This window comes from Flavobacterium supellecticarium (assembly GCF_004801375.1).
Lineage (GTDB): Bacteria > Bacteroidota > Bacteroidia > Flavobacteriales > Flavobacteriaceae > Flavobacterium > Flavobacterium supellecticarium.
The window spans coordinates 177,075-198,346 of the sequence record NZ_SSNZ01000003.1 but is presented as its reverse complement, the minus strand read 5'-3'; the positions used below and the strand labels follow the sequence as shown (position 1 = coordinate 198,346).

Annotated in this window: 19 protein-coding genes; 1 reads left to right on the top strand and 18 read right to left on the bottom strand. The window is 37.0% G+C overall.

What is annotated here, in order from left to right; all coding sequences use genetic code 11:
• Positions 1 to 4 precede the first annotated feature (4 nt).
• Genes E6C50_RS10095 through E6C50_RS10075 form a run of 5 tightly spaced genes read right to left on the bottom strand, consistent with a single transcriptional unit; the run spans position 5 to position 5,009 of the window.
• Positions 5 to 979 (bottom strand): glycosyltransferase family 2 protein, encoded by a 975-nt coding sequence (locus E6C50_RS10095; RefSeq protein WP_136403112.1) that lies wholly within the window; start codon positions 977 to 979, stop codon positions 5 to 7.
• Positions 980 to 1,025: 46 nt separating this feature from the next.
• Positions 1,026 to 2,012 carry a glycosyltransferase family 2 protein gene (locus tag E6C50_RS10090; protein ID WP_136403111.1) on the bottom strand — a complete coding sequence of 329 codons (987 nt, stop codon included), beginning with the start codon at positions 2,010 to 2,012 and terminating at the stop codon, positions 1,026 to 1,028.
• Positions 2,009 to 2,911, bottom strand: coding sequence for a glycosyltransferase family 2 protein (locus E6C50_RS10085; RefSeq protein WP_136403110.1), 903 nt, complete (start codon positions 2,909 to 2,911; stop codon positions 2,009 to 2,011). The genes E6C50_RS10090 and E6C50_RS10085 overlap by 4 nt, the downstream gene beginning before the upstream one ends.
• Positions 2,911 to 3,729 carry a class I SAM-dependent methyltransferase gene (locus E6C50_RS10080; RefSeq protein WP_168732781.1) on the bottom strand — a complete coding sequence of 273 codons (819 nt, stop codon included), beginning with the start codon at positions 3,727 to 3,729 and terminating at the stop codon, positions 2,911 to 2,913. The genes E6C50_RS10085 and E6C50_RS10080 overlap by 1 nt, the downstream gene beginning before the upstream one ends.
• Positions 3,726 to 5,009: an ABC transporter ATP-binding protein gene (locus E6C50_RS10075; RefSeq protein ID WP_136403108.1), complete on the bottom strand. Its 1,284-nt coding sequence runs from the start codon at positions 5,007 to 5,009 to the stop codon at positions 3,726 to 3,728. The genes E6C50_RS10080 and E6C50_RS10075 overlap by 4 nt, the downstream gene beginning before the upstream one ends.
• Positions 5,010 to 5,184: 175 nt before the next feature.
• On the opposite strand from E6C50_RS10075, the gene E6C50_RS10070 reads away from it, so the two are divergent.
• Entirely contained in the window at positions 5,185 to 5,916 is a 732-nt protein-coding gene (locus E6C50_RS10070; protein WP_136403107.1) for a tyrosine-protein phosphatase, read from the top strand.
• Positions 5,917 to 5,967: 51 nt separating this feature from the next.
• On the opposite strand, the gene E6C50_RS10065 is transcribed toward E6C50_RS10070, so the two are convergent.
• From E6C50_RS10065 to asnB, 13 genes are all read right to left on the bottom strand, one after another.
• The gene (locus E6C50_RS10065; RefSeq protein ID WP_136403106.1) at positions 5,968 to 8,358 is read right to left on the bottom strand and encodes a GumC family protein; all 2,391 of its coding nucleotides are present in this window, start codon (positions 8,356 to 8,358) and stop codon (positions 5,968 to 5,970) included.
• Positions 8,359 to 8,364: 6 nt separating this feature from the next.
• The gene (locus E6C50_RS10060) at positions 8,365 to 9,144 is read right to left on the bottom strand and encodes a polysaccharide biosynthesis/export family protein (protein WP_136403105.1); all 780 of its coding nucleotides are present in this window, start codon (positions 9,142 to 9,144) and stop codon (positions 8,365 to 8,367) included.
• Between the two features lie 37 nt (positions 9,145 to 9,181).
• Complete coding sequence (locus tag E6C50_RS10055) at positions 9,182 to 11,161, bottom strand: polysaccharide biosynthesis protein (RefSeq protein WP_317128620.1); 1,980 nt, start codon at positions 11,159 to 11,161, stop codon at positions 9,182 to 9,184.
• Between the two features lie 47 nt (positions 11,162 to 11,208).
• Entirely contained in the window at positions 11,209 to 12,369 is a 1,161-nt protein-coding gene (locus E6C50_RS10050; protein ID WP_136403104.1) for a DegT/DnrJ/EryC1/StrS family aminotransferase, read from the bottom strand.
• A 143-nt stretch (positions 12,370 to 12,512) separates the two neighbouring features.
• Positions 12,513 to 13,085, bottom strand: a complete 573-nt coding sequence (locus E6C50_RS10045; protein WP_136403103.1) for a sugar transferase — start codon at positions 13,083 to 13,085, stop codon at positions 12,513 to 12,515.
• 38 nt (positions 13,086 to 13,123) lie between these two features.
• Positions 13,124 to 13,714, bottom strand: a complete 591-nt coding sequence (locus E6C50_RS10040; RefSeq protein ID WP_136403102.1) for an acetyltransferase — start codon at positions 13,712 to 13,714, stop codon at positions 13,124 to 13,126.
• Between the two features lies 1 nt (position 13,715).
• Positions 13,716 to 14,318, bottom strand: coding sequence for a sugar transferase (locus E6C50_RS10035; RefSeq protein WP_136403101.1), 603 nt, complete (start codon positions 14,316 to 14,318; stop codon positions 13,716 to 13,718).
• Complete coding sequence (locus E6C50_RS10030) at positions 14,318 to 15,535, bottom strand: glycosyltransferase family 4 protein (RefSeq protein ID WP_136403100.1); 1,218 nt, start codon at positions 15,533 to 15,535, stop codon at positions 14,318 to 14,320. The genes E6C50_RS10035 and E6C50_RS10030 overlap by 1 nt, the downstream gene beginning before the upstream one ends.
• Before the next feature lie 5 nt (positions 15,536 to 15,540).
• On the bottom strand, positions 15,541 to 16,305 hold the full coding sequence (locus tag E6C50_RS10025; protein ID WP_136403099.1) for a polysaccharide deacetylase family protein: 765 nt from the start codon (positions 16,303 to 16,305) through the stop codon (positions 15,541 to 15,543).
• 9 nt (positions 16,306 to 16,314) lie between these two features.
• Positions 16,315 to 17,349, bottom strand: coding sequence for a GNAT family N-acetyltransferase (locus E6C50_RS10020; protein ID WP_136403098.1), 1,035 nt, complete (start codon positions 17,347 to 17,349; stop codon positions 16,315 to 16,317).
• Between the two features lie 155 nt (positions 17,350 to 17,504).
• Positions 17,505 to 18,194 (bottom strand): glycosyltransferase family 2 protein, encoded by a 690-nt coding sequence (locus E6C50_RS10015; RefSeq protein WP_136403097.1) that lies wholly within the window; start codon positions 18,192 to 18,194, stop codon positions 17,505 to 17,507.
• Positions 18,194 to 19,261, bottom strand: a complete 1,068-nt coding sequence (locus E6C50_RS10010) for a glycosyltransferase (RefSeq protein ID WP_136403096.1) — start codon at positions 19,259 to 19,261, stop codon at positions 18,194 to 18,196. The genes E6C50_RS10015 and E6C50_RS10010 overlap by 1 nt, the downstream gene beginning before the upstream one ends.
• A gap of 187 nt (positions 19,262 to 19,448) precedes the next feature.
• Positions 19,449 to 21,263: an asparagine synthase (glutamine-hydrolyzing) gene (gene asnB, locus E6C50_RS10005; protein ID WP_136403095.1), complete on the bottom strand. Its 1,815-nt coding sequence runs from the start codon at positions 21,261 to 21,263 to the stop codon at positions 19,449 to 19,451.
• Positions 21,264 to 21,272 lie beyond the last annotated feature (9 nt).

The window sequence follows — 21,272 nt, the reverse complement described above, 5'->3', positions numbered from 1 at the left end:
ATTATTATTTTATTTTTTGACGTAAAACACCGATTCCCAACAAAGCCAGCAATCCCTTGCCCCAAATTCCCAACGTCATTTTTTGTTTGATCACCGATTTGCTCGAATAACTAAACATCTCAAAAATTACTACATTTTTAAGTAATTTCAATGCATTAGTATAGTTATCTGCAATAAAAGCCCTATTAATCAACCCTCTATTGGTATTACAAACTGCATCCGACAACCAGACTTTTGGCAGGTTATGGCGTTCTACGAATTCTTTTCGGCATAAATACGAATCTTTAAGCGCAAAAATATATTTGTCAATATTTTTGGGATGACTGGCACTTCCCGCTACAATCCGATATACAGTTGTTACTTCCTTTAAAAAGAAAATATCCGACAGGTATGCTGTTTCCAAAAGAATCCGGGTATCCCCAATCACTCCTTTTAACAGTGCCGTCTGGTTGATTTCGACTGCTTTATCAAGAACCTTTTTCCGAAACATGGTCGTAGGAAACTCGATGAATTTATTTTTTAACATTACCCGAATAACATCGGCTTTGCTGACTTCCAATCCAGCTGGTTTTTTAATAAACCTTTCTGTTTGTTGATCATAATGTTTTACATCCGTGTACACCAATCCAATAGTAGGATTCGCTTCCAAAATATCGACTTGCTTTTGAAGTTTATCTTTTGTAATCCAATAATCGTCACCTTCACACATCGCTACATATTCACCCTTACATTGCGCCATAGCGAATAGAAAATTAGGCATCATTCCGAGGTTTTCGGTATGGGAAAAATAGCGGACTTTATTCGCGTTTGGATGCGTTTGGAGAATATCCTTTACAATTTCGTCGGTGGCATCCGGAGAACAATCGTTGGCAATAACCAATTCATAATCAAAATTACATTCCTGCATCAAGACGCCTTCGATCGCCTGACGTATGAACTTTTCGTGTCCATAAGTTATCATGCATACACTAACTTTCATTTTTCTTTGTTTATTTTGGTTATGATGTCGACTTTTATTGTCTTATTTAATTTTCGATCGCTTCATTGATGTCCACCTTTGCACTATTTAAAAAATTATAGCCTTTATTGGAAATTGTGATCAGTATAAAACCAATATAGATCCGGAGTTTATCCTTTAACGGATAGCTTGTACTGGCGATATTTTTCAGTATCTGACGACTGTATCCTTTTATTGTTTTTCCGGAGTTTATTTTGATCTGATAAAATGAACTCAACTGTCGGTATAATAAATATTGTTGGAGCGTATTTTTATTTTCCGTAGCGGTTGTTGCTACAATTTTAAATGCTTTTGTAAAAAACGTAAGTCGGGAAATATGCGACGAAAGTTCATTGGTTTTATCTTGTGTTATACTTTGATGTCCTCTTCTGATCCCAAATAGTACATCGTCTTTGTATATATATTTTAAATGGTTGGCCAGCATTCTGAAATGGAAATCCGTTTCGTGACTATTGGCTAATTCTTCATCAAATAGAGCTTTGCCCTGTAATATTGTACGTCTCCATAACGGTGAACCGGTAAAAAAATAATGATTCTTTGTAAGATAGGCCGTTAAGACATCTTCCTTAGGAGTTCGGTTGGCTCTAAAAACGGTTTTAATAGGTGAACCTTCAGTAAAATCTTCCGCCAGACAGGCACAAAAATCCAGTTCCGGATCTTCTTCCAATAACCGAACCTGTTTTTCCAGGAAATCGGGATACAGAATATCATCACTATCGAACCACTTTATATAAGTACCCTTGCTCTTTTCAAAGCCATAATTCCGACACGCATTGGCGCCTTTCGTTCGGTTATCGGGCCTTTTATAATAGTAAAACCGGCTATCCTTATTACTATAGGCCGACAGGGTTTCTTCGATGTTATCTGTCGAACCATCGTCCACAACAATACATTCCCAGTCCGGATAGGTTTGGGCAATCATACTGTCCAAAGTCGCTCCAATCAGATCGGCTCGGTTATAGGTTGGGATAATAACGGATACTAACGCTTTCATTTTTTAAAAGTACTGATAAAAAAACGTCGGATAAATTTTAGAAACGATATTGGTGTAAAATTACGAACATAATGTTTCCCTAGCAAAAGCCATTCTTTAAAGGCTAACTTTCGCTGGTCTTTTACCGCAACTTCATAGGTTAACAATAATGACAATCGCTCCTTTTTAGGAAACAGTGCCAGGTTTCTTAGAATAAAGTCTCCGAAAAATTGTTCTTTGGCTTTCTTTTTTAAAACGGCATTGTCTTGTCGGCCTGAAATATTCATTTCTGAAAATCGGATAAAGACAAAACTTTCATTAATGGTGTATATATTTTTCTGTTCGGAGAAATCGATCCAAGCGCGATCGTCGCTATACCATGCCAGAGGGTAATTGTAAAACCCATAAGTATCGTACGTTTTTTTGGTAAAAATATATTCCGACAGCGAGCTTCTCGTAAGTGCTTTTGTTTTTTTAAAAAAAGATTCCGTTGCCTTTTCCCAAACCGGATGTTGAAAAGGATCGGAAATTCGGGCTGCTTCCTGAAAAATTATTTTTGAGGCAAACTTAACCACATTTGTTTTATCCTTAAACTGTTCGTAATTACAATACCAGGATGCTATCGTGTTTTCCGACAATACATCATCGTCGCCTAAAATCATAATCCACTCTTCTTCGTTGATCAAATCGATACAACGATCCCATTGCCGGACCAGTGAATTCCCTCCGGTATTGGTTTCAAAGCGATGGTATTCGAACGGAAACTGACCGCTAAATCGTTGTAATAATTCCAATGGATCATCGGGACTGGCATCGTCACCGATATATACCATAAATCGTTTATCGGTCTGATTGGCGAGTGAACGCAATGTTTCTTCAAAAAACTGAATCTTGTAATATGGAATTACGATCGCCAGCATTATTTAAAGGCTTTTTTTAGGAACTTAAACGGCATTAATATTTTATGTCCTACTTTATAGGAATTTGAATTATAGATTTTTGCTATTTTTTGCTGGTATTCTATTTCCATGATGCTGCTTCCGTCGAAAACCGAAAGTCCCTGTCGGTCAAACGATTCATCTGAAGCGATGGCAACCAGATACAAAGCGGGTATATCCGTTTGCTGTACAGCTTTATAATCGCCAGTCATAATCACTGGTTGTTCCGGACTTGCGATATCGGTAATCACGGAATTTCCGTTACAATAGCGTTGCGCCAACAATTGTTGCTTTGCAAAATAGCCCGACAATAAGGTTTCAAATTCCTGCTGATAGAGTTCTTTAATATGGAACTCATTTTTAAAATTCCGCAGATCGGAATAGTACAATTTATCCGGAGTAGAAATGATCACCATACCACCCGGTTTTAAAACACGTTTGATCTCGCGCATCATTTCGTCGTGCTGATCGTGATGCTCGATAGTTTCAAAACTGACCACAACATCCACACTTTGGTTTTCCAACGGGATGCTACTGGTACTTCCCTGTTGGAAACGGATATTATTTTTGTGGTATTTTCGTGTTGCCGCAACTACGGTCGTTTCGTCGATATCGACACCGTATACAAATGCCGCATTTTCACTTAAAAGATTGGTTCCGTATCCTTCACCACTGGCAATATCGAGAACCGTTTTTCCGGCTACATACTGTTTTGCTATTGCATAACGATGCAAATGATCAATTGCATCTCTGTTATATATAAATGTTTCGAGGCGTTCGCCTGTCCATCCTTTTTTCATATTTTTTCCCATTTTAACAACGGACGCACCAATCCGGGGAATCGTCCTGAATAATTGCCACGAGCCGTATTATCGCCCATTTCATCAATGATATTAAATCCAACCACTTCCATTTCGTGGAATTCCACATGAAACGGACTATAGCGCATAATCGCAAAACTACAGGTATAACCTCCTTCTGCCAGTAAATTACCGGGAATTTCAATTGTTTTGGTATAGATCCCTTTGGATACCGGTTCCTGAAGTGTATCGGATTTTGTGTCGTGTGAGCTCAGAATATGAACGCCCTGATTATTAAATAAGTTGAATCCATGTGTGAACTGCTGTTCGTCTTTTAGTACCTCATATGTAAAGCGTACCAATACCGAACTTGAGATCATATGATTAAGAGAGGTTTCCTGATTCTGATTAAGAACTTCCGCTTTATGCAGACGGAAAAATTCCGATCCGGGATGGTCTTTATCCCATTGTCTTGTTGCATTTTGCTGCGATTCTCTCAGGTATTCATCAATACAGTCGTCTACATTACCTTCAAAAACCACCCTACCGTGTTCCATTACGATTCCTTTGGTACAAAGACTTTTCACGGCCGCCATATTGTGACTAACAAATAGCACCGTTCGTCCTTCGCCTTTGGCGATGTCCTGCATTTTTCCGATGGCTTTTTTCTGAAATTCGGCATCACCAACCGCCAATACTTCATCGACAACCAGGATTTCCGGTTCGAGGTGTGCCGCAACAGCAAATGCCAATCTAACGGTCATTCCGCTACTGTAGCGTTTTACCGGTGTATCGATATAACGTTCGCAACCGCTAAAAGCAATAATTTCATCTATTTTGGAAGTGATTTCTTTTTTGGTCATTCCCAAAATGGAACCGTTTAAGTAGATGTTTTCCCTTCCGGTCATTTCCGGATGAAAACCCGTTCCAACTTCCAATAGCGAAGCAATACGCCCGCGGGTTTTGATACTTCCAGTTGTAGGTGCTGTTACCCGGGATAAAATTTTTAACAGGGTGGATTTCCCCGCTCCGTTTTTTCCGATTATTCCCAGAACTTCTCCCCGCTCGACTTCAAAACTAATATCATGTAAAGCCCATACATAATCACTGTTCCCTTTTTTCGAACGGTCGTTTACATCACCGATTTTTAAGTACGGGTCTTCTTTACCGCGCACTCTGTGCCACCATCTGTTTAAATCATGGCTTATGGTTCCCGTACCGACCGTTCCCAAGCGATATTGTTTGGAAATATGTTCGGCCTTTAGAATTACATCTTTCACCGGATAGTATTGGTAGTTTTAATGTTAATAGTTTACAAACTTATCTATAATTTTAGACGGAGTCAAATTTAAAGAAATAAAGTCCTGAAACAATATTTTCTTTTGTTATAAGATTCCTTTTCTCTCGCCCGATTACTGTTTATTTTTGCATACTCAAATTGGCTATCTTTGCAGCATGTTATCATTTTTAAAATCCAAACCCCTTTTAAAGGAACTTATTCCACAGGACTATACCGATATTCATTCTCATCTTCTTTTTGAGATAGACGACGGTGCTCAAAATCAAAACGATACGGCTTATTTATTAGATTCGTGCCGCGAATTCGGTTTTGCCCGTATGGTAACGACACCGCATACCTGTAGTTCGGTTTGGGAAAATACCCGTGAAAGTATTGAAAACAAACTTCAAGAAGTATACGAACTTTTACCGGAACCTGCCGGAGCTTTACAGCTTAAAGCAGCTTCAGAATATATGCTGGATGATACTTTTGTAAAATTATTTCAAGAGGAAAAACTGCTAACCTTAAAAGACAATTACGTTTTAGTAGAGATGTCGTATATCAATCCGCCGATTCAGTTGTTTGATATTTTATTTGAGTTACAGGTAGCCGGATATCAACCTGTACTGGCCCATCCGGAGCGTTATAATTTTTACCACAACAATTTCGAAGCGTATAAAAAGCTTAAAAAAGCCGGATGTCTGTTTCAGGCCAATTTGCTTTCGACTGTTGGTTATTATGGCGAGCATGTTACCAAAGCGGTTGAAAAACTCTTTAAAAACGACATGATCGATTTTACCGGTTCTGATATTCACCATAAAAATCATATTGCTTCTTTTTCAAAAAAAATAAAAATCGATGAGCTATTGCTTGTCGCCGCAATGAAACGAAACACACTGTTTAAATAAACAAAAAAAGTCCTTATAAATAAGGACTTTTTTTATGAACCGGATTGTTTTTTACCGGTTAAATAGTTTTTGCCACCATGGTCTTTCGTCTTCAAGATCGGCACCATAACCGTAGCCATAACCATAGCCTTTGGTCGTATCCGTATCGTTTAACAACAAACACATATTCGGTAATTTTTTCTCTCTATATATCGTTTGCGGCACATTTAGCATACGTTTATCCAGATAGTTTGCGCGCACCACATAGATAAAGACATCCGCGAGATGTGCCACCAACATAGTGTCGGTTACCAAACTTACCGGAGCCGTATCGACCACGATATAATCATATTCTTTCTTCAATTGTTCAAAAAGCGTATTTACTTTTTTGCTCATCAATAATTCGGCCGGATTCGGAGGAATTACTCCCGAAGGCAACACGTAGAACTCTTCGAAACCACTATGTTTAATGATATAGCTATTGATATCATCATCTTTTGACGACAGGTAGTTGGTCAGACCTTTAGATGGAATCGGGATATAATCATCCAATCTTGGATTACGGATATCCAAACCGATCAACAACACTTTTTTACCCGACAAGGCGATTGTAGCGGCAATATTGGCTGTGATAAAGGTTTTTCCTTCCTTCGGGAACGTTGATGTCAGAAAAATAGTTTTTGCCTGTCCATCCGGAACATGGTTTAACATAAACTCCAGATTTGTTTTGGCTATACGCAATGCCTCTGCAGCACTACTTCGACTAGTAGTCGTGATCAATTCATTAGCCGAAAGTGATTGCGGTATATCGCCCAGGAATGGTGCTTTGATTTTTGCTTCTATATCCTGACGTGATTTTACTTTGGTATCCAACAGATCTCTCAGATAAACTATTCCAAAAGGAATAAGCAGTCCCATAAACAATGCCCCTAAATAAATCAGATTTTTTTTAGGTGAAACAGGGATATCCGAAGCTTTGGCCGCATCGATCACTTTGGCATTTGGTGCTGTTACCGCCAATGAGATTGCCGTTTCTTCCCTTTTTTGTAACAGGTACAGGTATAATGATTCTTTGATTTGTTGTTGTCGTTGTAACACTCTGAATTCCCGTTCCTGTGTTGGAATTCGGGAAATGCGTCCGCCCAATAAACCTTCCTGACGATCCAGATTACGTTTTTTAATCGTCAATGCCGATTGCATACGGTTCAGGCTTTCATCTACGCTTATTTTTAAGGCTTCTATTTTCTCATCTAAAGCAATGATAATCGGGTTGTTTGGCGTAGAACTCTTTAAAATACGATTGCGTTCCAGTACCATTTTATTAAACTCATCTATGGATGTAGAGGCTGTAACGTTGGAAGCAAGATTACTTGGAACAAGATTACTTGGAATAAGATCTCCTTTTTTGCTATTTTTTAAAAAGTCCTTCATCGAAGCGACCACCTTCATCTGGGTTTCGGTTTCGATGACACTTTTTTCATACTGACTGGCACTTTCCAGAAACAAACCGGCTTCGGAAGTGATGTCCGTAATTTTATTTTGCTTTTTATACCCTTCCACATTTTTCTCTACCCCGTCCAGTTCCTGAGTGATCAATTCCAAACGTTGCGAAATAAAACGCGATGTATTTTCGGAAATAAAATTTTTATCGGCGATGGCATCTTCGTTATATATTCTAACTAAAGCATTTAAAAAATCCTCCGCTCGTTCTTTTACAGGATCTATTAACGACAATTCGATAACACTGGTATTCTTACTTAGCGGGTTTACCATCAATTTTGTTTTAAAATTTTCGGCAACTTTCGATAAGGGCACTATTTTAACATGGACAACAAAAGGATCATTGCTATGGCTTTTACCTTCGGCATCTACCAGGTTTTCTAATTTTTTGTTTACAATAAATGTTCCGTATTTGGTTTTTACCTCATTACCATAAGAATATTCACCTAATTTATTTTCTTTTTCATCATAGATTACAAAACGATTATTGCTTTTATTTTCTATTCTGTAAGCAAAATTTTGTAAATAAAAATCCTTACTTTTATTGGTAAACTCCATTTTAATTGGCGAATCTTTATATAAAAAAGAAGATTTAACTCTTCCTTCAGCTATATAAAAGATGTTTAGGTCTAATCTTTGTATAACGTTTTCTACTAATGTTCTGGATTTTAAGACCTCCACTTCATTATCAACATTACTTTTTGCCCCTGTCAGCATTCCAATATCAGAAAAAGCGGCTAATTCAGAAGCGATCCCCCCTTTTTTATCATCTTTTACAAGTATCGTTGCAACCGCTTTGTAGCTAGGTGATGTATAATAACGTAAATACAAGAATGCCGCTATTACTGAAAGTAATACCCCCAGTACTAACCAATGCCAATAGATTAAGTATTTATCAATCTGTTCACGAATAGAAAAGTTATTTTCGTTTTGCTCCTCAAAAGTATTAAATTCCTGATTCATGTATATCTATCTTGTGGTTAAAGCAATTATGGTTATTAATAAAGAAATTGCTGAAATGGCTACTGTAATATTCGGTCCTATTACCGATGAATTTACTTTGGTTTTGTTAGGCTCCACATAGACCACATCATTTTGTTTCAGATAGTAAAACTGAGAATTGAAAAACTCCGGTTTTGTTAAATCGACACGAGTGGTTGTTACCTTACCTTCTGTTTCGCGGATTATCAGAATATTATTACGTTTTCCGTAAACAGTAAGATCACCGGCCAAACTCAATGCCTCCGGTAATGTAATCCGTTCGGATTGTATCGGGTAGGTTCCTGGTCGGTTTACTTCTCCCTGAACGGTTACTTTATAGTTTAATATTCGCATATTAACCGACGGGTTCTTGATATAATCACTTAACAAGCCTTTTAATTTTGTCATGGCTTCACTACGGGTTAATCCACCTAGTTTAATAGCTCCGATAACCGGGAACGAAATTTCCCCATTGGAATCCACCAGATAGGTTTGTAAACGCGGCTGGCTTGCGGCTGTTTCGGTAGCACCTTGCATGGTAACTGCATATAAGTTAAATGGTACCGCCACTTCCGGGTTTTCTGCCGAAACGATAATCATTAACAAATCGTCCGGTTGTAATTTTGGTTCGAATGATGCTGAAGATCCCTCTCTTGAAAACTGATCAATGTTTTGATAATAAACAATATCCTTTTTTTGTGCACAGGAAGACAAGATTAAGAAAGCTCCCAAGACCAAAAAACAGAAAAAGCGAGAAATTACCTCCATAAATAATAAATTTTGCGCAAAGATACGCTTTTGATTTTTAATTAATATCCAAGGTCGAGAACGACGAATTCATACTTCTAAACTCCGGTACAATTGATTTCATCTGCATAACAATATCGGACAACTCTTGTCCTTCTTCCGTAATATTGATCAACAAATCTACTGCCTCTGAAATCATTTCAAACGTATCGGAGACTTCTATAGCAATCATAATTTTTTCGTGATGCGTTGGGAGTGTTTTAGAGGAATCGTTTAACAATTCTTCGTATAATTTTTCTCCTGGTCGCAATCCGACGAATTCGATCTTGATATCCTTATCGGGTTGTAATCCCGCCATACGAATCATTTTACGGGCCAGATCGATAATTTTTACCGGTTTCCCCATATCAAAAATATAGATCTCGCCACCACTTCCCATCGCTCCGGCTTCCAATACCAGCTGGCATGCTTCCGGAATGGTCATAAAATAGCGGATAATCTTTGGATGTGTAATCGTTATCGGACCACCATTGGCGATTTGCTGTTTAAACAACGGCACCACCGATCCATTGGATCCCAATACATTTCCGAAACGCGTGGTGATAAACTTGGTATGTTTGACCCCATTATTATGCAAATGATAATTTAAGGTCTGCACATATTTTTCGGCGATCCGCTTACTGGCTCCCATTACATTACTCGGATTTACCGCTTTATCGGTTGAGATCATCACGAATTTGGCCACTTTGTAGGCTACCGATAAATCGGCCAGATTGCGGGTTCCCATGACATTGGTAAAAACCGCCTGAATCGGGTGATCTTCCATCATCGGCACGTGTTTATAGGCCGCCGCGTGGAATACAATGTCCGGTTTGTATTTGGAGAAGATCGACTCGATCTCTTTTTTATTTCGTATATCGGCTACAAAAGAATGAATCGTGGCTGCCGATTTCTTTTTACTCAACTCTAACGTTAAATGGTATAAGGGTGTTTCCGCCTGATCAATCAACACCACCCGTTTAGGAGCAAAGGCAATGACCTGATTTACAATTTCACCACCAATGGAACCGGCCGCACCGGTAATGACCACCGTTTTGCCATTAATTTCCCTTTGGATGGCCGTATTGTCCAGTTTAATCGGTTTACGTTCCAACAAGTCTTCAATCTGAATGGATTTTACTTTTTTGGAAATATCCTTCACATCCGACCAGTCGGCCACCACTGGTACGGTATATACTTTAAATCCGTATTCCAAACATTCATCGATAAGTTCGATTTTTCGGTCTTCCTGTAAATCGTTTGAGGCCAGAATTAACGTATTGGCACCTAAGGAACGTAGTAAAACCGGCACTTTCTTTCGGCTGGTATAAATGGGCATATCCAAAATCCTTTTAGTGGTATTGGATGCATCATAATCTACAAATCCTAGTAATTTAAAACGTTGTGGTCGTTCGGTACGCAACGCATTAGCCAAAGCCGTCGCGTTAAAACCGGTACCATAGATCAGTGCTCTTTCGAGTTTTATTTTTTTAGATTCGGTCAGATAATGCTCAAAAATTTGTTTCACCACAATTCGGTATAGAAACAACCCCATAAAAGAGATAATAATATTGAGCAACAAACGGGTATTCAGAAACAGTTTATCACCAATAGCCTGTTCAAAGTAGACATTGATAAAAAACATCACCAAAAAGGTAGATGATTGTGCAAAAAACAGGCGAATTCCGTCGATAAACGTAGAATGTCGGATAATACCGGAATAGGTTCGGAATAACCAGAAAAAGAAAACGGTTACCGAAAGATATACACTAACAACATAGATAAATTTGTCTTTATCTAATGCCAGTCGGAACTGAATTCCCAAACCATCGAGCAAGAAATAGCTGATCACAGAAGCGATCATCACAACGGCAATGTCTATAAATAAGACAATCCATCGGGGCAAATAGCGTAAACTTTGCAAAGAAAAATCTTCCCTAAAAGTTGATGAAGCCTGCTGTAGATTGGAATACAGGCCTTGAAACACACTATTTTTCAAGTTCAACAGTATTATTGTTCATGAATTATTACTATAATTAAGGTGAATTAAAACGCTTCCGAAAGTTTCAATTTAAAAAACATATCAAGAACTGTTCCAATCCGTTCCATTTCAGCATCGGTCATGTTCGAACCGGAAGGCAGACATAGTCCGTTTTTAAACAGCTCTTCTGCAGTAGTTCCCCCATAATAGGGTGCCTTTTCGAATACCGGTTGCAAGTGCATTGGTTTCCAAAGTGGTCTGCTTTCAATATTGTCGGCATCCAGCATTAGTCGCAATTCCTCGGCCGCCGTTACACCAAAAATAACCGGATCGATATAAATTGTCGTTAACCAATGATTCGAAAAATAATCGGCTGTTGGCTCCTGTAACACGGTTATTCCTTCAATATTTTTAAAATAGTTTCTATAATATTGGTTTACTTTTCTTCGCAACGCAACGTGATCATCCAGCACTTCCATTTGCCCTCTTCCGATTCCGGCACAAATGTTACTCATCCGGTAATTATAACCGATAACACTATGCTGGTAATGTGGCGCTTCGTCTCTTGCCTGAGTTGATAAAAATATTATTTTCTTTTTGAGTTCCTGATCTTTCACAACCAGAGCACCACCACCCGATGTTGTGATGATTTTATTTCCGTTAAATGACAGAATTCCGAATTGGCCAAAAGTACCGCAGGATTGCCCTTTATAGGTACTTCCCAATGCTTCGGCACTGTCTTCGATTACCGGAATAGCATAGGCTGCTGCAATTCGGTTAATTTCGTCTACTTTATAAGGCATCCCGTACAAGTGTACCGCGATAATCGCTTTTGGTTTTTTTCCTAAGGCGATACGGTCTTTGATGGCATTTTCCAGCGCTACAGGACACATATTCCAGGTATCGGATTCACTGTCAATAAAAATGGGCGTGGCTCCCTGATAGGCAATTGGATTGGCCGAAGCCGAAAATGTCATGGATTGACAGATTACCTCATCACCAGCCTGCACACCCAACATAATTAAGGATAAATGCAACGCTGCTGTTCCTGAACTTAATGCCGCCACTTCGGCTATACCTCCCAGATAGGATTGCAATGCATTTTCAAAACCGGTTACATTCGGTCCCAAAGGAGCGATCCAATTACTTTCGAACGCTTCATTAACATAACGTTGCTCCGTTCCTCCCATATGAGGTGAAGAAAGCCAAATCTTAGCAGAACTCATTTTTTTTCATATTTATTTAAAAAGAAGAACCAATCTTTATGCAAAAATAATTATTCTTTTGTCATTGTTAACATTATACTTATTTATATAGCATGGTAAACCCTGAATATTGTATAAAAACCTTTTTATTAAAATAATTATTTTCAACAAAAACGAAGCAATGTGTTAAGTATTACCTTGAGATCCCCCATAAAGCTGCGGTTATAATAATAATGTAAATTCATTTTTATTTTATCCGGAAAAATAACCTCATTGTTAAATTTCTCAGGATTGGGAATATTTTTTAATATTTCTTCTTCATTCGAATACTTAATGCTCGCTTCTGAAGTTAATCCGGGTTTCAATTCTAAAATTTTACGTTCGTCACCGACCAATTTGTCGTAATAACCGGGAATATCGGGTCTTGGGCCAACAAAACTCATTTGTCCGAACAGTATATTGAGTAACTGTGGCAACTCGTCCAATTTATATTTGCGGAAAAAGGCGGCTATCGTTGGAATTACAACTTCACTCCTGGTACCACTCACAGACACTAAACGCATCGTTTTAAATTTTATTATGGTAAACGGTTTTCCATACTGTCCGATTCTTTTTTGGAGAAATATTCCTGAGGATTTTGTTTCAATAGCAGCCAAGATCCAGATTATGACAATTAAGCCTGAACAACAGATCAATAACAACAACGCTAAAAAGAAATCAAAAAATCGCTTTCCCACTATTTAGTAGTATTATAAAAAATAAACAATCGCTAGGCTTACAATTCTTTTCCGGGATTACCCACCACAATAGCACCATCGGGGACATCCCTGATGATGACCGCTCCCGCACCAACGACAGCCCATTTACCAATCGTTATTCCCGGAATCACAGTAGCTCCTATTCCAATATGAGCGCCTTCGCCCACAACAACTCCTCCAGCCAAAGCAGCATTTGGAGAAATATGAACAAAATCTTCCAACACGCAATCATGTTCCACTACAGCCCCTGAATTCACAATACAATGCTTTCCTATTGCTGCTCCGGAATTCACAATCGCATTGGGCATGACTACCGTTCCGTTACCGATAACAGCATGCGGCGAAACAACCGCTTTAGAATGAATCGCACTTACAAAATCTGCGGCTATTAAAGTGGCTATTTTTTTTCTAATCGCATTATCTCCAATAGATACGATAAACGTTTCGTTTTTTAATTTTGTTAATTCCGTGCTCTCCAATACCGGTATACCACAAATATGTTCCGCCTTTGGATTATCATCCAAAATTCCGTCAATCTTATACTCTTTTGTCGAGTCGACGATATCTATAATAACCTTGCAATGTCCGCTCCCTCCGTATAAATACATCTTAATTTCCTTTAAACACTTCCATAGTCGCTACACCTTCGGCCGAAATTCCTTCCCTAACGACGACTTTTTTAACCGTTAAAATTATAATTTTCATGTCAATCTTAAAACTAATATTGTTGACATAAAAAACATCGTATTCAAATTTTTGCTGCCAGCTAATGGCATTTCGTCCATTTACCTGAGCCCAACCGGTAATTCCTGGTTTTACTAAATGGCGTTTTTTTTGCGTTTCGCTATACAAAGGCAAATACTGAGGCAGTAATGGTCGTGGTCCAACCAGGCTCATATCACCTTTTAAAACGTTTAACAACTGTGGAATTTCATCCAACGATGTTTTACGCACAAAGTTTCCGACTCTTGTCAGGCGTTCGGAATCCGGCAGTAAATTTCCGTTCTCGTCACGTTTATCATTCATCGTTTTAAATTTAACGATTTTAAAAAGGCGTTCGTTTTTTCCGGGTCTGATCTGAAAGAAAAAAGGCTTTCCATCGTTTGCAATAAACAAAGCAATCATTACGATAATAACTATCGGACTCAAAATCAGCAGTCCAAAAAAAGCCACTATAAAATCGAAAAAAGGTTTACAATAATTTTTATACATTATACTATCTTATTAAAAACCGCTATATACTTTTTAACTGCTATTTCCAATGAATAGTTATCTTTCGCAACTTCCAAAGCCCTAGCGGATTGCTTTAGAATCAGCGCATCATTTTGAGTATAGCTTACGAAATCACGCGCTACAAATTTGTCAATTTTTTCCGAAAGTACATACCCCATATCCTCCGATTCTATCTTATCTTTCTGCCATCCGGGATGATTAATCAATATCGGTTTTCCTGCCGCCAAAGTATCAAAAAATTTATTAGCTGAATTAGCCCACAATTCTTTTACCGGTATCACAAAAGAACTTCCCATATTACATTCATAATACAGTTGTGGCAACTCTTGTTTGGAAACCGGATCCAGTATAAAAACATTTTTATCCAAAACATCCTCATCTAAAGCGAGCTTTTTGATCATTTCTTTTTCAGCCCCAGCTCCAATTAATATAAAAACAACGGTCGGATCTATTGTTATAACTTCTTTGGCTAATTTGACAACATAATCTATTCCATTTACACGACCGAAAGTACCGGCATATAAAACCGTAAATCGGGGAATAAAACCTATTTTTTCTTTCAATAATGATTTGTCCTGACTAAAGTTGTTTTGAAAGCGTCTGATTTCAGAAATATTCTCTATGATCTGAATAGGCTTCATTTTAAATTGTGGATATCTATCGACAATGGATTTTTTCATATCAACCGATAGCGGAACAATAGCAGCTGCATTTTTATAAATTATTCTTTCCAGTTGGTACAATAATTTCTGTAAATAAATATTTTTGATTGCACCTATAGCAATAACCGCTTCCGGCCATACATCTCTTGCTTCAAAAACAAATGGTGTTTTAGTCATCCATTTTTTTATCAAAGCAGGAATACCTATAGACAAAGGTGTAGAAGTAGCTAAAACCAAATCTGCTTTTATTGTTAACAGCTTAAATGATGCAAACCAAAGAAACTGAAAGAAAACCAGACTCCTTTTAAAATACGATAAGTGATTCCCATACGGCAAATAAATGTAATGTACTATTAAGCCATCTTTTTGCAATTTTACCCAACGTTTCGCCTGATTATATTCCGGATCTGAAGTAGAGGTCACTATTTCGATTTCATATCCTTTTTCTACAAATCCAGTAGCCAGATCATAGGAACGTGTCCCTCCATTTTCATTGGGAAATTTAAAATATTGATGTAGGTATAAAATCTTCATGCTTTTTATGATTTCAATAAAAATTTCCGAATCCTTAAATAATTTGTTCCTAATACATACTTAAACAGCAGTAAACTTTTCCATTTTACTATCTGTCGTAAACGCGTTACCGAAACAGTCTTCAGTAAATCTTCAACTTCAGAAACTTTTGTATTGTTATAAATTGTGAATCTTCCTATAGTGCGGCAATTATCACTAATAAGCGCTATTTTACTGGTAGGCTGTGATATAAATATCGATTCAATTCCCTTATTGGCGAGTATATTTCCCATTTCCTTAGAAAAGGAACCGCCAGGAATTGACACATAAGTCGTTTTAGTCTTTAGCAACTCATTTAATATTGTGATAGAAACAGACCACTCTTCTTCCAGTTCTACTAACGGCAATTTATTGAGCATACCCGGATGTGTATGCGAATGTGCTCCTATAAAATGTCCTTCTTCATGCAGCGAAATCACCTGATCTGATGTTAAAAACCCTTTCGTATTGATAAATGCGGTACTAATGAAAAAATATCCCTTAAAGCCATACTCTTTTAAAATCGGAGCAATTATGGAATAAAAAGAACCCCCACCATCGTCAAAGGTCAGCATCACATTTTCTTTTAAAATATTTCTATCGCTACAATATTGGGATATCCTTTGAATTTGTTTAACAAATTCCTCTTTTGAAATTTTATATTTATTAGCTGGATCTGTTTGAAAACCACTTTCCTGAACTGTATATTCGTATACATCATGATACATTAAAGAAATCATTTTTCCCATCATTTACTAGTATTACACCCCTTCATTAACGCTTTTACCTTTGAGCAATGCTCCAATTTTTCTAACGGCATAAAAGGCCGATTTGGCAAATGCTTTGGCAGGAATAAGCCAGGGCAGACTCGATGCAATAATTTTTGGTTTCACATACGCCGTAGGTCCGTACTTTTCTTTATAACGACGTCCTCCTCCGAATTCCATATATTTCACCCCTTTATCTTTCAACATTTCTATAGCATTCCACATGATCAGTTCATTGGGACAGTAACTTTGTGCCGATTGGTAGCTTGCTCCTCCTGAAAAGAATCCATAATTACCCGCATACGGAAAAAATGCTGACGCCAGGCATTCGCCTTCAGGATTAACGGCATAAAGCGCAACCATATTCTCCGAAAAGGTATGCTGCAACATTGTCCTGGTTTGCTCCATAGAATGGGTAGGCGCTAAACCTTGTCTCTGAAAAACCTCTTTCAGTTGTTTATAATATTCGTGAGCATATTCCTTTACATCCGAAATCTCCTTTACTACTACTCCCTTTTTTTTGGCTTTATTAATGGAATAACGCACACTGCTGTAACTCATATTTTTATACAGTTCCTCCTTATCTTTGGTAAGATCTAGCACATAACCTTTCTGTAATTCAATAGTAAAATTACGATGCAGGCATTCTGCAACTTCCAATTGCCAATCGGAAACCTGGAAATAACGACAGTGCTTGTTCTTAAACAACCATGCTATTAATTCTTCGTAAATATCCAATCTTTGATTCACCGTTATCTCTTTTAACATCGACAAACCCTGATACGATGTTGACCACCCTTCAAAAGGCGACGCTACTATCGGAACGCCTAATTTCTTTATTTTATGTCCATAAAAATAACCGATTTCTTTCTCTTTTTCAGATACAGCAACAACAAACGGAGCCACCTTATAGAATTCCTTTAGAAAATTGGCCCAGTTTTTGGACTTAAATACAGTATGGTCATAGCATGAGGCCATTTTATCCCACAACATATCGGGAGATGTAATAACTTCAAAAGTATATTTCATTATTTATTTGCTTTAAGTCGGTTATTATTAATGGATAATGATTTTAAAAATATATTGCATTTCAGCTAAAATTCGCGTTACATATAATTTAAAATTGTACTGTCTCCAATGTGGAAAATAAACCTGTGAGTACTTTTTACACAAGCCTAAGCTACCTAAAATACGGGGTATTTTTTTTGTTTTTTTCTACTTGCCGACAAAGGCCGTAAACCTCTCAAATAAACCGCTTTTTCGTCTGTCAAGTTCATTTCATTTATTCTGCCGGATATTTCAAAACCAAATAAGGAATCTTCACCGATAGCAAAATGTGTATCAAATCTGGTTTTTCCAATTACCGCTAACGGAATGAGTTTTGCGCATACTGTTGACAGAAAACTCCTGTAATTGACGATATTATATTTTTTTTCCTGATTTTTTTTAAAACAACCGGAGAGATAATCATCGCCGAGCTTTTCGTCTGTGTTTTCAACAAAGGTTTTGGTATTGGAAACCACAATGCCATCCAGTTGTGCCTTTTTTAGACATTCTTCTATAAAAGACGGACTTAATCTGTCGTCGTCGTCCAAAAAGGTAACATATGGTGTATTGGTATTCGCGACATAATCAAGCGCTATATTCCTTGCATTTGATACCCCGGGGCTATCGGTATAGAACAGCTTGTAGTTAAAATTATGCTTTTCCAAAGCTGCCGCTATACTATCATAATACGGATCTCTTTCACCATTTAACACCACTACAACCTCAAATACCGCATTACCGCAAGTTTGAACAGCAAGCGACTCGAAGCATTTATAGATATAATCACCAGATTTATAGGTCGGAATAATAACAGAAACTAGATACATCAGCTAAAAATTTGCTCGTAATTATAATTATCAATTTTGTTAGTCGTAGTTTTTTTCAAATGCTCTATAGCCTTAATTACCCCTTCCGATAAATCATTTACAGAATCTTTAGGAACAATATATCCATTGACCCCATTATTGATGACCTCCGAAAAATCCACACAATTGGTTGCAACAACCGGAATACCATAATATAATGCTTCTAAAACAACATTTGGAAAACCTTCTTTACGTGAAGACAGTACAAACAAATCGGCATTTTTATAATACGGATACGGATTCGATTGGTGACCCAATAAAAAAACATGATTGGTTAATTGATGCTCTTGTATCAGATGCGACAATTGGGCTTTATATCCCGTCTCATATCGTTCATCACCTAGAATATATAAACGGGTCGTTATATTGTGCTTTACCACTTCTTTCATCGCATGGATCAAAAGGTCAAATCCTTTTACAGAATACAAGGCTCCCGCAGCTACTATATTATAATTCCCGCTACTAAATTCACCCGGAAAATACAGTGCGCCACTTTCGTCCAATAACGATTGATCAACAATATTTCTGATTACTTTTATTTTTGTCAACGGAACTTTGTAGTGTCTGGCGACATCTATTTTCGAAAATTCGGTCTGCGCAATTATCAGATCGGCATGCTTAAGCGTAAACGAATTCATCCTACTTAGAATAGCTGATTTCACCCCCTTATGAGGCGATTCTGATGGTGGTACAGCAATACGAACAATCAACCTGGATTTGAGTCGGGACATCATACGTATGATCTGCAACAAATAGGCCACAACAATGGATGTGGTAAAAATATAATGTGGATTAATATCCTTTAACTCTTTAGACAACAAGCGATAGGCGCTTTTAGCATGGCTTTTATTATACTGAATATATGTAATATGTGGCTTTAAGGTTTGCGGTTTAGGCTCACTGCTGGTATTCACAAAAAAGACATCGTATTTTTCAATAGAAAGCGAATGCATAATATTGATTTGCATTCTTTCGGCACCGCCACCCTGAGTAGAAGCCGCAACAAAAACGACGCTCTTTTTTTTCATAATAAGATCCTTTCTTTATTTTAATTTAATTTCAGATTTCGAGTCAGACGATCCGTAACGACATCAATGATAATTTCAATACTCCATGATCTGATCATATTACATAAAAATTTCGAACAAGAAACATTAGTACCCCGAATAATCAATATTCTTTCATTTATAAGCAACGGAAAAACACTAATACGTCTTAATTCATTTTTGAAGCCAGACTGATATTATTGTACTCTGACCATTTCGCAAGTACATATAACTTCCAGATATTGTTTCCGTTCATCTCCGTCCCTTCCATATGATTATACAATTGTTTTTTGAATTTTTTCACATCCAGGTTAGGCACTCCATTCAAAAAGGAATCATTCAAACAATTTAAAACATCCTCTTTCAGGTCATTTTTAATCCAATCATCTAATGGTATAGAAAATCCTCTCTTGGGCTGATTAAAAACGGAACTAGGTATATATTCTTCCAATATATCTCTTAAAATCTTTTTTCTTAATTCTTTTTGATATCTAAAACGTACGGGTAACGTTCTGGCAAATTCAATTATTCTATAATCTAAAAAAGGACTTCTGACTTCTACGGCATAAGCCATACTCGCTCTATCGACCTTAACATTACTATCATTTTCTAACCAAAGTTTAATATTTAGATCCGCTGCTCTTTGCTTTTCATCTGATGCTAATTTTTTAAATATTGAGTAATGTGTATTGATCCATGAATCGTTTTTTACTAAATTTAAACTATTCATTGAAACAAAAATCCTTACTATAAAATCATCAATATTCTTGATTGAAAGCCACTCTTTAAATTTTGATTTTTTATTTATTATGAAAAGCCCCATAAAACTTCTAATAAAGTAGGGAACTTTAAAAAAAACTGTAGCTTTTCGGATACTTTCAAAATAATTATATCCCAGAAAGCTTTCATCACCACCATCACCGGATAAAGCGACAGTGACTCCTTTTTTTGTAACTAAATTCAATAACAATGAAGGTAAAGCGGAACTATCAGCAAAAGGTTCATCATAAACTTCTTGAAATTTCGGCAGTAATTTTAAGGCATCATTGGCATCACAAAATGTAGTTTTATGATTGGTGCCTAAAATTTTTGAAAACTCTTCTGCTATTTTACTTTCATCAAACTTTGGATCATTAAATCCAATAGTAAATGTATTTATCTTTTCTGCTGTTATTTTAGACGCAATAGCTGTAACCAATGCTGAATCTATTCCTCCAGAAAGAAACGTTCCTAAAGGAACATCTGAATCCATCCTTATTTTTACAGCATCGATTAATAATTTGTGTAATTCTTCTTTAGCCTTCTCATAGGAAATATCTTTAGTCGTAACGGATTCCAAATTCCAATATTCAGAAATATTCATCGATTGAGCCACTAAATCAATTTCAATACATTTCCCAGGACTTAACTTGAATACATTTTTCAAAATTGAATATGGAGAAGGTACATAACCGCAATCTAAATAAATTGAAATCGCTTCTTCAGATACTTCACTCTTTGAATTCATTAGCGGTTTTAATTGGCTACAAATTTCAAAAAGACCATCTTTCCAATAATAATAAAATGGTTTTACACCAAGCCGGTCTCTTGCACAAAAAACTTTTTCATTTTCAAAGTCATAAATCGCGAATGCAAACATTCCATTAATCTTTTGTAAAATATCTTTACCCCATACTGCATATCCCTTTACTAAAACTTCTGTATCACCAGTTGTTTCAAAAGAGTGCCCCAGCGTTTCCAATTCATCTCTGATATCTTGAAAATTATATATTTCACCATTAAAAACGATACTATATTTATCGTAAAAAAATGGTTGATTGGAACGAACATCCAAATCGACAATAGCCAATCGTAGATGACCTAAAGAAATATTCCCTTTTTTTGAGTACCCTAAATTATCAGGTCCTCTAAACTTTATTAAGTTAAGTTTGTCTAACACTTCTTCCTTTTCATAAGGAATGTTAGTTATATATATACCACACATTACTATTAT